This window comes from Bradyrhizobium shewense (assembly GCF_900094605.1).
Classification (GTDB): domain Bacteria; phylum Pseudomonadota; class Alphaproteobacteria; order Rhizobiales; family Xanthobacteraceae; genus Bradyrhizobium; species Bradyrhizobium shewense.
Map to the genome: position 1 here is coordinate 22,492 of NZ_FMAI01000005.1, position 11,900 is coordinate 34,391.

Annotated in this window: 11 protein-coding genes; 10 read left to right on the forward strand and 1 reads right to left on the reverse strand. The window is 65.2% G+C overall.

Annotated elements, in window-relative coordinates; all coding sequences use genetic code 11:
* Positions 1-16: 16 nt before the first annotated feature.
* The 9 genes from GA0061098_RS11165 to GA0061098_RS11205 all read left to right on the forward strand — a co-directional run bounded on the left by GA0061098_RS11165 (position 17) and on the right by GA0061098_RS11205 (position 8,880).
* The gene (locus GA0061098_RS11165) at positions 17-1,057 is read left to right on the forward strand and encodes an ABC transporter ATP-binding protein (protein ID WP_091956394.1); all 1,041 of its coding nucleotides are present in this window, start codon (positions 17-19) and stop codon (positions 1,055-1,057) included.
* Positions 1,054-1,929: an ABC transporter permease gene (locus tag GA0061098_RS11170; protein WP_091956395.1), complete on the forward strand. Its 876-nt coding sequence runs from the start codon at positions 1,054-1,056 to the stop codon at positions 1,927-1,929. The genes GA0061098_RS11165 and GA0061098_RS11170 overlap by 4 nt, the downstream gene beginning before the upstream one ends.
* Entirely contained in the window at positions 1,926-2,732 is an 807-nt protein-coding gene (locus tag GA0061098_RS11175) for an ABC transporter permease (RefSeq protein WP_091956396.1), read from the forward strand. Before GA0061098_RS11170 ends, GA0061098_RS11175 begins: the two co-directional genes overlap by 4 nt.
* Before the next feature lie 8 nt (positions 2,733-2,740).
* Complete coding sequence (locus GA0061098_RS11180) at positions 2,741-3,877, forward strand: NAD(P)/FAD-dependent oxidoreductase (RefSeq protein ID WP_091956397.1); 1,137 nt, start codon at positions 2,741-2,743, stop codon at positions 3,875-3,877.
* A 30-nt stretch (positions 3,878-3,907) separates the two neighbouring features.
* Positions 3,908-4,204 carry a (2Fe-2S)-binding protein gene (locus tag GA0061098_RS11185; RefSeq protein ID WP_028140357.1) on the forward strand — a complete coding sequence of 99 codons (297 nt, stop codon included), beginning with the start codon at positions 3,908-3,910 and terminating at the stop codon, positions 4,202-4,204.
* On the forward strand, positions 4,201-5,619 hold the full coding sequence (locus GA0061098_RS11190; RefSeq protein ID WP_091956398.1) for an FAD/NAD(P)-dependent oxidoreductase: 1,419 nt from the start codon (positions 4,201-4,203) through the stop codon (positions 5,617-5,619). Before GA0061098_RS11185 ends, GA0061098_RS11190 begins: the two co-directional genes overlap by 4 nt.
* A complete protein-coding gene (locus tag GA0061098_RS11195; RefSeq protein ID WP_091956399.1) occupies positions 5,616-6,737 on the forward strand; it encodes an NAD(P)/FAD-dependent oxidoreductase in 1,122 nt (373 codons plus the stop codon). Before GA0061098_RS11190 ends, GA0061098_RS11195 begins: the two co-directional genes overlap by 4 nt.
* Before the next feature lie 13 nt (positions 6,738-6,750).
* Entirely contained in the window at positions 6,751-7,098 is a 348-nt protein-coding gene (locus GA0061098_RS11200) for a RidA family protein (RefSeq protein WP_027545617.1), read from the forward strand.
* Positions 7,099-7,266: 168 nt separating this feature from the next.
* Positions 7,267-8,880 (forward strand): ABC-F family ATP-binding cassette domain-containing protein, encoded by a 1,614-nt coding sequence (locus GA0061098_RS11205; RefSeq protein ID WP_091956400.1) that lies wholly within the window; start codon positions 7,267-7,269, stop codon positions 8,878-8,880.
* 186 nt (positions 8,881-9,066) lie between these two features.
* On the opposite strand, the gene GA0061098_RS11210 is transcribed toward GA0061098_RS11205, so the two are convergent.
* On the reverse strand, positions 9,067-10,401 hold the full coding sequence (locus GA0061098_RS11210) for a dicarboxylate/amino acid:cation symporter (RefSeq protein WP_091956401.1): 1,335 nt from the start codon (positions 10,399-10,401) through the stop codon (positions 9,067-9,069).
* A gap of 140 nt (positions 10,402-10,541) precedes the next feature.
* Between GA0061098_RS11210 and GA0061098_RS11215 the strand changes: the two genes are divergently transcribed.
* Positions 10,542-11,861 (forward strand): solute carrier family 23 protein, encoded by a 1,320-nt coding sequence (locus GA0061098_RS11215; RefSeq protein ID WP_091956402.1) that lies wholly within the window; start codon positions 10,542-10,544, stop codon positions 11,859-11,861.
* Positions 11,862-11,900: the final 39 nt, after the last annotated feature.

Consider the following 11,900-nt stretch of genomic DNA (forward strand, 5'->3'; position numbering starts at 1 on the left):
GCAGCGGAGACAGCGTATGGCCTATCTCGAGCTCGATCGGGTCGCCAAGCAATTCGGGGCGCAGACTGTGGTCGACGACTTCAGTCTCGCCGTGGGGAAGGGGGAGTTCATCTCCTTCCTCGGCCCCTCCGGCTGCGGCAAGACCACGACCCTGCAGATGATCGCGGGTTTCCTCGATCCCACCCGCGGCGCCATCCGCCTGGAGGACAAGGATCTGACCGCGATCCATCCGGCCAAGCGTGGCCTCGGCATCGTGTTCCAGAGCTACGCGCTGTTTCCGCACATGACCGCGGCGGAGAACGTCGCCTTCGGTCTCGAGATGCGCAACGTGCCGCGCACTGAAAGGGCCGAGCGCGTTCGTGCCGCGCTCGCGATGGTCGGCCTTGCCGGCTTTGAGGACCGCCATCCCCGCCGCATGTCCGGCGGCCAGCAGCAGCGCGTGGCACTCGCCCGCGCGCTGGTGATCAAGCCGAGCGTGCTCCTGCTCGACGAGCCGCTGTCCAATCTCGACGCCAAGTTGCGCGAGGAGATGCAGATCGAGCTGCGCCAGATCCAGCGTACCATCGGCACCACCACGATCCTCGTCACCCACGACCAGAACGAGGCGATGTCGCTGTCCGACCGCATCGTGGTGATGAGCCAGGGGCGCATCGAACAGATCGGCTCGCCGCAGGAGACCTATGAGAAGCCGGCCTCGGCCTTCGTCTCGCAATTTCTCGGCAAGACCAACGATTTTGCCGCGGCGGTCGATCGGAGCGCCACGTCAGCGCGGGTGACGGCGGGCTCCTGGAGTGCGCCGGCCCCGGCGGGCCTCAGCGGTGCCGTCACCGTCAGCATTCGCCCTGAAAGAATCGGCTTCGGCGATGCCGGCCTGAGCGCAAAAATCGTCACGCGCATCTTCCAGGGCAATCACTGGCTGTTCCAGTGCGACAGCGAATGCGGCCCGGCGATCGTGATCCGCCAGAATGACGGCAAGGCGCAGCCGACCGAGGGCGAGACGGTTCGCCTGACCTGGCGGCCCGAGGACATGAGCGTCCGCGCGAGGGCTGTCGCATGAGCGCGGCCGCCGAGGAGCGCCGCGCGCGTGCGCCCTGGGCGCTGACGGCGCCCGCCCTGATGCTGTTCGTCGGCGTGCTGCTGATTCCGCTGGCGATGACGGTGATGCTGTCGTTCCACGATTGGGGCCAGTACAAGGGCATCGAGCCGGTCTTCATCCTCAAGAACTGGCACGAGATCGCGACCGATCCCTATTACGCCGAGATGTTCTGGCGCACCTTTCGCATCGCGATGCTGACCACGCTGCTCACCGCGCTGCTCGGGGCGCCAGAAGCCTACATCCTCAATCGAATGAGCGGGCGTTGGAAAAGCTTCTTCCTGCTCGTCATCCTCGGGCCGCTTCTGATCTCCGTGGTGGCTCGCACGCTTGGCTGGGCGCTGCTGTTCGGCGGCAACAACGGCCTCGTCAACAAGCTCTTGATGTCGCTCGGGGTGATTAGCTCGCCCATTCCCTTCATGTTCACCGAGACCGGCATGGTCATCGCGCTCGCGCATGTGATGATGCCGTTCATGGTGCTCTCGGTGTGGGCGGCGCTGCAGCGGCTCGATCCGCAGATCGAGAATGCCGCGATGTCGCTCGGCGCCGGCCCCGCGACCATCATACGCCGCATCATCATGCCGCAGATCATGCCGGGTGTACTGTCGGGTGCGATCATCGTGTTTTCGCTCTCGGCCAGCGCGTTTGCGACGCCCGCGATCATCGGCGGCCGCCGGCTCAAGGTCGCAGCGACGCTCGCCTATGACGAGTTCCTCAACACGCTCAACTGGCCGCTGGGCGCGGCGGTCGCGACGCTGCTACTGGTCGCGCTGGTGCTGATCGTCGTCGGCAGCAACGTGCTGATCGAGCGGCGCTACGCGGAGGTGTTCCGATGAGACGGAACGGCCCGCTGGCGCTGATCTTCCATACCTTCTTCGTCATCGTCATGGTGGCGCCGATCCTGGTGGTCTGTCTCGTCGCCTTCACGCCCGAGGGCTTCCTGTCGCTGCCGACCAACGGCTTTTCGCTGCGCTGGTTCAGGACGATCGCGAACTATCCCGAATTCATCCACGCCTTCTGGGTCAGCCTTGGCCTCGGCGCGCTGTCATCGTTCGTGGCGCTCCTGTTCGCAGTGCCGGCGGCACTGGCGATCGCGCGCTATCGATTCCGCGGCCGCGATGCGCTGGCCGCGCTGTTCCTCTCGCCGTTGATGATCCCGCATGTCGTGCTCGGCATCGCTTTCCTGCGCTTCTTCACCTCGGCCGGCCTCGGCGGCAGTTTTGCTGCGCTGATCATCGCGCATGTCATCATCGTGTTTCCGTTCGCGCTGCGGCTGACGCTTGCGGCCGCGACAGGCATGGACCGCACGGTCGAGATAGCCGCGGTTTCGCTCGGCGCCGGCGGCTGGACGCTGTTTCGCCGCGTGACCTTGCCGTTGATCCTGCCCGGCGTCATCAGCGGCTGGGCGCTCGCCTTCATCCAGTCCTTCGACGATCTCACCATGACCGTCTTCCTTGCAGCACCCGGCACCGAGACGCTGCCGGTGCGCATGTTCCTTTATATCCAGGACAACATCGATCCGCTGGTGACGTCGGTCTCCGCCTGCGTGATCGCTGTTACCATGACCGCCCTCATTCTGCTCGACCGCTTCTACGGGCTCGACCGTGTGCTCGCCGGCAAGGGCGATACGGGACGATAGGAGAACTGATGTCCAACGACTATGACGTCGCCGTCGTCGGCGGCGGGTTGCTCGGCTCCGCAATTGCCTGGGGACTCGGCCGGCTCGGCAAGAAGGTCGCCGTGCTCGACGAAGGCGACATCACCAAGCGCGCCTCGCGTGCGAACTTTGCGCTGGTCTGGGTCCAGAGCAAGGGACTCGGCATGCCAGCCTATACGGTGTGGACCGTGCAGGCGTCGCAGGAGTGGGCTCGGCTTGCTTCCGAGCTGAAGCAACAGACCGGCCTTGATGTCTCGCTTCAGCAGAATGGCGGTTTTCATCTCACCCTTGGCGAAGAGGAGTTCGGCCAGCGTACCGAGTTGGTCAAGCGCATGCACAATCAGGCCGGTGCTGCCGACTACAAGATGGAGATGCTCTCCGCATCCGAGGTGAAGAAGTCGCTGCCGCTGATCGGGCCGGAGGTCTCCGGCGGCAGCTATTGCCCGCTCGACGGCCACGTCAATTCGCTGCGCACCTTCCGCGCCTTCCACACCGGCTTCAGGGCGTTCGGCATCGACTATCTTCCGGAGCGGCCGGTCTCGGCGATCAGCAAGAGCGGCGGCGAGTTTCGCCTGACCACGCCGAAGGGCGAGCTGTGCGCGGCCAAGATCGTGCTCGCCGCCGGCAATACCAATCAGATGCTCGCGCCGATGGTCGGCCTCTACGCGCCGATGGGCCCGACCCGCGGTCAGATCGTGGTGACCGAGCGCACCATGCCATTCCTGCCGCATCCGCTGACCACCATCCGCCAGACCGACGAGGGTACGGTGATGATCGGCGACAGCAAGGAAGACGAGCTCGATGATCGTGCGTTGAAACATTCGATCAGCGCCGTGATGACCGATCGCGCCCAGCGCATGTTCCCGCATCTGTCGCGGCTCAACGTGGTCAGGAGCTGGGCCGGCATCCGCGTCATGCCGCAGGACGGCTTTCCGATCTACGACCAGTCGCAGACGCATCCCGGCGCCTTTGTCGCCTGCTGCCATTCCGGCGTAACGCTGGCCTCCAACCACGCCTTCGAGATCGCGCGCATGGTCGCACAAGGCGCGCTCGAGCCGGAGCTGGTCGGTGCGTTCTCCGCCAGCCGGTTCGGCGAGGCAGGCGCTGCGAACAACAGCGGCTATTAGAGATTTCTGAAGGAGCCTAGAGGCATCCCCATGTTTAGACGATCCGAACAGGACAAGCGACCGCAGGTCGAGATCTTCGTCGACGGCGTTGCCGTCGCGGCGCGCCAGGGTGACACCGTCTCGGCCGCGCTACTGGCCTCCGGCCGCGACGCACGGCGTTCTACCGCCGTGAGCGGCGCGCCGCGTCTGCCCTATTGCATGATGGGCGTGTGCTTCGACTGCCTCGTCACCATCGACGGCGTCGGCAACCGCCAAGGCTGCCTCGTGCCCGTCGCCGAGGGCATGCAGATCGAGATTCAGAAGGGCAAGCGGGAGATCGGAAAATGACTGTGGCTCCCAAGCGCGAAGCCTATGATGTCGTGGTGATCGGCGCCGGACCCGCGGGCCTTGCCGCCGCCGCGACATCGGCCGAAGCCGGCCTGTCGACGTTGCTGCTCGACGAGAACATCGGCCCGGGCGGGCAGGTGTTCCGCGCCATCGCGTCCACGCCGGTAACCGATCGCAATCAGCTCGGCGCTGATTATTGGGTCGGTGCCGATCTCGTGCAGTCGCTGCGTGCGACCAGCGCCGAGGTCATCCATCGTGCCACGGTCTGGAGCCTCGACCGCAACCTCGATATCGCCGTCTCGGTCGGCGGCGCGTCCGCCTTCGTCAAGGCGCAGCGCGTGATCCTTGCGACCGGCGCACTGGAGCGACCGTTTCCGATTCCCGGCTGGACGCTGCCGGGCGTGATGACCGCGGGCGCGGCGCAGACGATGCTGAAATCATCGGCGCTGGTTCCGGATGGTCGTACGGTGATCGCAGGGCAGGGGCCGCTGCTCTGGCTGCTCGCCGCGCAGATCCTGCGCCTCGGCGGTCGCATCGACCGCATCCTCGACACCACCGAGCGCGGCAATTACTTCGCGGCGCTGCCGCACGCCTTCGCCTTCCTGACCTCGCCCTATTTCGCCAAGGGCCTCGCGATGATGCGCGAGGTGAAGGCCAAGGTGCAGGTCGTCTCTGGCGTCACCGAGCTCTCGGCGGCCGGCGAGGGCCAGCTCGCCACCGTGAGCTATGTCGCGGGCGGCAAGCGCGAGACCATTCCCGCGGATCTGCTGCTGCTGCATCAGGGCGTCGTGCCCAACGTCAACCTCGCAATGTCCGCTGACGTCGAGCATCGCTGGGACGATCTGCAACTGTGCTGGTCGCCAGTGCTCGACGCGAGCGGCAATTCGTCGGTCGCCGGCATTGCGATCGCCGGCGACGGCGCCGGCATCGGTGGTGCCAATGCAGCCGTGGTGCGGGGCCGCATTGCGGCGCGCGCAGCGGTCGAAGCGTTGGCCCCCGCGGCCGCCGCAAAACTTCGGTCGATGGCAGCGTTGCGTGCCGATCTTGCCAAGGCCGAGCGTGGCCGCGTCTTCCTCGACACGCTGTTCCGCCCAGCGCCGCAGTTCCGGATCCCCTCCGGCGATACCATCGTCTGTCGCTGCGAAGAGGTCACGGCAAAGGACGTTCTCGATTCCGTTGCGATCGGCGCGACCGGTCCGAACCAACTCAAGGCCTATCGCCGCACCGGCATGGGCCCGTGCCAGGGCCGGCTCTGCGGCCTCACCGTCACCGAGCTGATGGCGCAGGCGCGCGGCAAGACTCCGCAGGAGATCGGCTATTACCGGCTGCGCGCGCCGGTGAAGCCGATCACGCTCGCCGAGCTCGCGGCCGTTCCGAAGAGCGAGGCCGATATCAAGGCGGTGGTGCGCGGATGACGAGATGCGTGGATGCGATCGTCGTCGGCGGCGGCATCCACGGATGCTCTACCGCGTTGCATCTGTGCCTCGCCGGCCTTCAACCGGTGTTGATCGAGAAGGATTATGCCGGACGCCACGCCTCCGGCGTCAATGCCGGCGGCGTCCGCCAGCTCGCGCGGCACATCCCCGAGATTCCGCTCTCGATCCGCTCGATGGGAATCTGGGAGAAGATCAAGGATCTCCTCGATGACGATTGCAGTTTCGAGAGCCACGGCCAGGTGCTGGTCGCTGAGAACGAGGAGGAGCTCGCGGTCTGCCGTACGCGCGTGGCCGAACTCAATGCGCTCGGCTTCACCCACGAAGAGCTGATCGACGCGACTGAATTGCGCCGGCTGGTGCCGGCGGTGGCTGAAAGCTGCCCCGGCGGCGTGGTCTCGCGCCGTGACGGCGCCGCCAATCCGGCGCAGACGACGACGGCATTCCGCCGCAAGGCCGAACAGCTCGGCGCGACCGTGCGCGAGGGCGTCGCCGCCAGCAACATCCGATACAGTGATGGCCTCTGGCACGTCGATGTCGGTGCTGAAACCTTTGCCGCGCCGGTGCTGGTCAACGCCGCCGGCGCCTGGGCCGGCAAGATCGCGGCCGCGCTCGGCGAGCCCGTTCCGGTCGAGACCGTGGCGCCGATGCTGATGATCACCTCGCGCGTGCCGCACTTCATCGACCCCGTCGTGATCCTGCGTGGGCGTAAGCTCTCCTTCAAGCAATTCTCCAACGGCACCGTGCTGATCGGCGGCGGCCATCTGGCAACGCCCTATCAGGATCGCAACGAGACGGTGCTGGACTGGAAGAGCCTCGCGACCAGCGCCCGCACCGTGTTCGAGCTGTTTCCGGTGATGCGCAGCGCCACCATCGTCCGGGCCTGGGCCGGGATCGAAGCGAAGATGAAGGACGATATTCCCGTGTTCGGACCGAGCAGCCGTCACAAGGGGCTCTATCACCAGTTCGGCTTCTCGTTGCACGGCTTTCAGCTCGGCCCCGGCGCCGGCGCCGTCATGGCGGAGCTGATCGTGAACGGCGGCACCCAGACCCGCGTCGGTGATCTCGGCATCGACCGCTTCCATCCTTCCACGCTCTAACAATGAGGACATCATGAGCATCACCCGCAGCATCCGTACGCCCATCATGCACCGGGCCGTCGAGGCCAACGGCTTCGTCTTCCTCGGTGGCACCATCGCCGACGACACCTCGGTCTCGATGGGCGACCAGACCCGCAACATCCTCGGCAAGATCGCCGGCTATCTGAAGGAAGCCGGCACCGACAAGAGCCGCGTCGTCAGCGCCTCGATCTTCGTCACGGATCTCTCCAAGAAGAAGGAGATGGACGCGGCCTGGACCGAATTCTTCGGTGACAATCTGCCGACCCGCGCCACGGTCGGCGTCGCCGATCTCGGCGGCAGCGCGCTGATCGAGGTGGTCGTCACCGCGCTCAAGGGCTGATCGCGGCAGGCCGAGGAGGGACGTCGGCGCCGGCCGCGCTGTCGTCTCTCGGCCGCCTTGATCTCGGCCTTCGATGGAATTACTTAGAGAGTTCATCAGCCAGGAACTTCGCAGCCATGGATTTTACCCCGACCGCAAAGCCCATCCGCCTTGCTCACGGGGAATTCCATGCCTGCTTCAATCATCCTGTCGAATCTGTCGCTGTCCACGCCTGACGGCCGTCCTCTTCTCTCAAACATCGATCTGACGTTCGGCGCCGAGCGGACCGGCCTCGTCGGTCGCAATGGCGTCGGGAAGACGACGTTGCTCGCGTCGATCTCCGGGGAGCATCTTCCCCAGGCGGGGCGCGTCGTCGTCAACGGAACCGTGGGTTTGCTGCGCCAGGATGTCCAGCTCCTTGCGGGTGCGACGGTGGCCGATCTGTTTGAGGCGCGAGGTCAGCTCGCGCTGCTTCGCCGGGCCGAGCGGGGAGAAGCCTCGGCCGACGACCTCGCCGAGATCGATTGGACTCTCGAAGTACGCTTACAGGCTGCGCTTGCACGTCTCGGGTTTGATCTCGCTCCCGACACCGAGCTGGAGCGGCTGTCCGGCGGCCAGATCACGCGGGTTCGCCTCGCCGCATTGGTCTTTGCCGAGCCGGACTTCCTGCTGCTGGACGAGCCAACCAATAATCTTGACCAGGACGGCCGCAAGGCCGTGATCGATCTCCTCGCAGCCTGGCGCGGCGGTGCAATCATCGTCAGCCACGATCGGCGCCTGCTCGACACGATGGATGCGATTGTCGAGTTGACGTCGCTCGGAGCCACGCGATACGGCGGCAATTGGAGCAGGTTTCGCGAACAGAAGGCCGTCGAGCTCGCCGCCGTCAGGCACGACCTCGCGCATGCCGAGAGGAGGCTATCCGAGATCGACGGCAAGGCGCAGGAGGCCGCGGAGAAGAAAGCGCGCAAGGACAGCGGCGGCAGGAAGAAGCGCGCCAAGGGCGACATGCCGCGCATCCTGGCGGGGGCGCGCAAGGATCGGAGCGAGGATACCGGCGGCAAGACCGCGCAAATCGCCGAGCGGCAGCGCGCGGAAGCGCTTCAAGCCGTCGACGAGGCACGCCGATGCATCGAAATTCTTCAGCCGCTCTCCGTCAGGCTGCCCGCGACGGGCCTGCCGGCGGGCAGGGAGTTGTTTTGGCTCGACCGCGTCAGCGCCGGCTATCGGCCGGAGCAGCCGGTCTTGCGCGATCTCTCATTCGCCGTCGTCGGTCCGGAGCGCGTCGCGCTGGTCGGGCCCAATGGCTCCGGCAAGACGACGCTGCTGAAGCTCATCGCCGGCGAGCTGCGGCCGCTTTCTGGCATTGTGCGCGTCAGGCCGGATTTCGCGCTGTTCGACCAGAAGGTCAGCCTGCTCGATCCCTCGATCTCCATCCTGGACAATTTTCGGCGTCTCAATCCGAAGGCGGGTGCGAATGAGTGCCATGCCGCGTTGGCGCGGTTCATGTTTCGCGCCGATGCCGCCTTGCAGGCAGCCGGAAGCCTCAGCGGCGGGCAAATGTTTCGCGCGGGCCTCGCTTGCGTGCTGGGCGGGTCATCGCCGCCGTCGCTGCTGATCCTGGATGAGCCGACCAATCACCTCGACATCGAGTCCATCGAAGCGGTCGAAGCAGGCTTGAGGGCCTATGATGGCGCGCTGCTCGTCGTCAGTCATGACGAAGCGTTCCTGCAGGCGATCGGGGTCACGCGGCGACTCGACCTCGCCGCCAAGGTGCTGCGCACTCACGGCGGGATCGTCTGATCCCGCCCGGCAGTCCTGATTTGGCAGTGATTTTCAAAAACCCGACGCCCTGCCCCCAGCGCGTCGGGTAGAAAAAATGAGTATCAATCCGTGATCCCAACGCAACTGTTGTGACGCGTCTCGCAGCAATTGACCACTCCGGGAAACTACCGCGTCGGAACCGCGCTGAGCCGGCTGGTTTGCAACCTACGATGCTGCACTCCCGCCCGGCTCGAGCGCTTCGCCGATCTCGAGCGGATGGGCCATGGTCTCATGCAGCGCCTCGCGGTCGAGCTCGCCTTCGGAGATGCTGATGACCACGCAGGCGACGCCGTTGCCGATCAGATTGGTCAGCGCGCGGCATTCGCTCATGAACTTGTCGATGCCGACCAGGATCGCGATCGACTGGATCGGGATATCGGGCACGATCGACAGTGTCGCGGCGAGCGTGATGAAGCCCGCGCCGGTCACGCCAGAGGCACCCTTCGAGGTGATCATGGCGATGCCCAAAATGCCGAGCTCCTGCCAGATGGTCAGATGCGTGTTGGTCGCCTGCGCCAGAAACAGCGTCGCCAGCGTCATGTAGATGTTGGTGCCGTCGAGGTTGAAGCTGTAGCCGGTCGGAATCACGAGGCCGACCACCGAGCGCGAGGCGCCGAGATGCTCCATCTTCTGGATCATCTGCGGCAGCACCGTCTCGGAGGACGACGTGCCGAGCACGATCAGCAGCTCGTCCTTGATGTAGGCGATGAAGCGGAGGATCGAGAAGCCGGCGAGCCGCGCGATCGCACCTAACACCACGAGCACGAACAGCATGCTGGTGAGATAGAACGTGCCGATCAGGGCGGCGAGATTGATCAGCGAGCCGAGGCCGTAGGCGCCGACCGTGAACGCCATCGCGCCGAAGGCGCCGATCGGGGCGACGCGCACGATGATGCGGATGATGCCGAAGAACATCTTCGCGGCCTTGTCGATCGCGTCCGCAATGGGCTCGCCGGCTTTGCCGAGGAAGGCGATGGCGAAGCCGGACAGGATCGAGATCAGCAGCACCTGCAAAAGATCGCCGCGCGCGATCGCGCCCAAATAGCTGTCGGGGATGATCGCCATCAGATGGGCGACGATGCCTTCTTCCTTGGCTTTGGTGACGTAGGTGGCCACTGATTTCGGATCGATCGTGGCGGGATCGATATTAAAGCCGTGCCCGGGCTGGAGAATCTCGCCGACCAGGAGGCCGACCGCGAGCGCGACGGTCGAGACCGTCTCGAAATAGATCAGCGACTTCAGCCCGACCCGGCCGACGCGCTTGAGGTCGCCCATCGAGGAGATGCCGTGCACCACGGTGCAGAAGATCACCGGCGCGATCATCATCTTGATCAGCGCGATGAAGCCGTCGCCGAGCGGCTTCAAGGCCTTGCCGAGATCGGGGTAGAAATAGCCGATGAGTACGCCGAGCGCGATCGCGATCAGCACCTGCACGTAGAGGATCTTGTACCAGGGCTGATGCCGGCGATGGATGGCTGGCTGGATCGCGACTTGTGTCATAGAGTGGCCCCGGAACGCATTGATTTTGCGTGATTTCGATCTTGCATGGCTTGCATCATGTGATGGTCGCCGCAGAAGCGACAATCACATTTTTGTCTGTTCGCACGAAGATCGGTCGCTGCACCGCAACTGGGGGGAACATGTCGACTTCATCAGGCTCCGGCCGGCAACAGCAAACCTATTTCCCGCGTTGGACGTTGAAGACCTCAGGCGTGATCATGCCGGAGGAGCGGCTGTCGTGGGGCCAGACGATTGTCTCCGGTCTCCAGCATTGCGTCGCCATGTCGGGCTCGACGATCATCGCGCCGCTGCTGATGGGGTTCGATCCCAATGTCGCCGTCCTGTTCTCCGGCATCGGTACGCTGATCTTCTTCGTCATCGTCGCGGGGCGCGTGCCAAGCTATCTCGGCTCGAGCTTCGCGTTCATCGCTGTCGTGATCGCCGCCACCGGCTATGCCGGGCAGGGGCCGAACCCGAACTTGTCGGTTGCGCTCGGCGGCATCGTTGGCGCCGGGGTGCTCTATGGCGTGATCGCGCTGATCGTGATGTGGTTGGGGGTCGGCTGGGTCGAGCGGCTGCTGCCACCGGCCGTCACCGGTGCGGTGGTCGCGGCGATCGGCCTCAACCTCGCGCCCGTGGCGGTCAAGGCAGTAAGCGCTGGCACTTTCGATACGTGGATCGGGCTTGCGACCGTTCTGATCATCGGCGTGGTGGCCGTTGCGGCGCCAGGCCTGTGGCGCCGCCTGCCGATCATCCTCGGTGCGATCGGCGGATATCTTCTGTACTTGCTGATTGCCAACGGCCTCGGTTTCGGCAAGCCGATCGACTTCACTCAGCTTTCGGCCGCGCCGTGGCTCGGCATGCCGAGCTTTACCACGCCGACATTCCAGGCCGATGCGATCTTTCTGATCGCGCCGGTTGCGATCATTCTCGTCGCCGAGAACCTCGGTCACATCAAGGCCGTCGGCGCCATGACGGGCCGGAGTCTGGATGCCTATCTCGGCCGCGCCCTGTTCGCCGACAGCCTTGCGACCATCGTGGCGGCCTGCGGCGGCGGCACCGGCGTCACCACCTATGCCGAGAATATCGGCGTTATGGCGGCGACGAAGGTCTATTCGACATTGCTGTTCGCCTTCGCCGCCATCGTGTCGATCCTGCTTGGCTTCTCGCCGAAATTCGGCGCGCTGATCCTGTCGATCCCGGGGCCCGTCATCGGCGGCCTCTCGATCGTGCTGTTCGGGTTGATTGCGGCGATGGCCGGCCGGATCTGGGTCGAGAACAAGGTCGACTTCGCCAATCCTGCAAACCTGATCACCGTCGCCGTGGCGCTGACCGCCGGTGCGGGCGACCTCACGCTCAAATTTGGCGCGTTCACGATCGGCGGGATCGGCACCGCAACTTTTGGCGCCATCATTCTCTATCAGATTCTGACCTCGCCACTCGCGCGCCGCGCGGAATGAATCCCAGCGATGCACGAAAGGGATGGAACAAAACCCGCC

Coding starts and splice junctions, on each gene's coding strand:
- GA0061098_RS11195 (WP_091956399.1), top strand. CDS start 5,616: ATGACGAGATGCGTGGATGCGATCGTCGTCGGCGGCGGCATCCACGGA.
- GA0061098_RS11210 (WP_091956401.1), bottom strand. CDS start 10,401: ATGACACAAGTCGCGATCCAGCCAGCCATCCATCGCCGGCATCAGCCC.
- GA0061098_RS11170 (WP_091956395.1), top strand. CDS start 1,054: ATGAGCGCGGCCGCCGAGGAGCGCCGCGCGCGTGCGCCCTGGGCGCTG.
- GA0061098_RS11180 (WP_091956397.1), top strand. CDS start 2,741: ATGTCCAACGACTATGACGTCGCCGTCGTCGGCGGCGGGTTGCTCGGC.
- GA0061098_RS11175 (WP_091956396.1), top strand. CDS start 1,926: ATGAGACGGAACGGCCCGCTGGCGCTGATCTTCCATACCTTCTTCGTC.
- GA0061098_RS11205 (WP_091956400.1), top strand. CDS start 7,267: ATGCCTGCTTCAATCATCCTGTCGAATCTGTCGCTGTCCACGCCTGAC.
- GA0061098_RS11190 (WP_091956398.1), top strand. CDS start 4,201: ATGACTGTGGCTCCCAAGCGCGAAGCCTATGATGTCGTGGTGATCGGC.
- GA0061098_RS11185 (WP_028140357.1), top strand. CDS start 3,908: ATGTTTAGACGATCCGAACAGGACAAGCGACCGCAGGTCGAGATCTTC.
- GA0061098_RS11165 (WP_091956394.1), top strand. CDS start 17: ATGGCCTATCTCGAGCTCGATCGGGTCGCCAAGCAATTCGGGGCGCAG.
- GA0061098_RS11215 (WP_091956402.1), top strand. CDS start 10,542: ATGTCGACTTCATCAGGCTCCGGCCGGCAACAGCAAACCTATTTCCCG.
- GA0061098_RS11200 (WP_027545617.1), top strand. CDS start 6,751: ATGAGCATCACCCGCAGCATCCGTACGCCCATCATGCACCGGGCCGTC.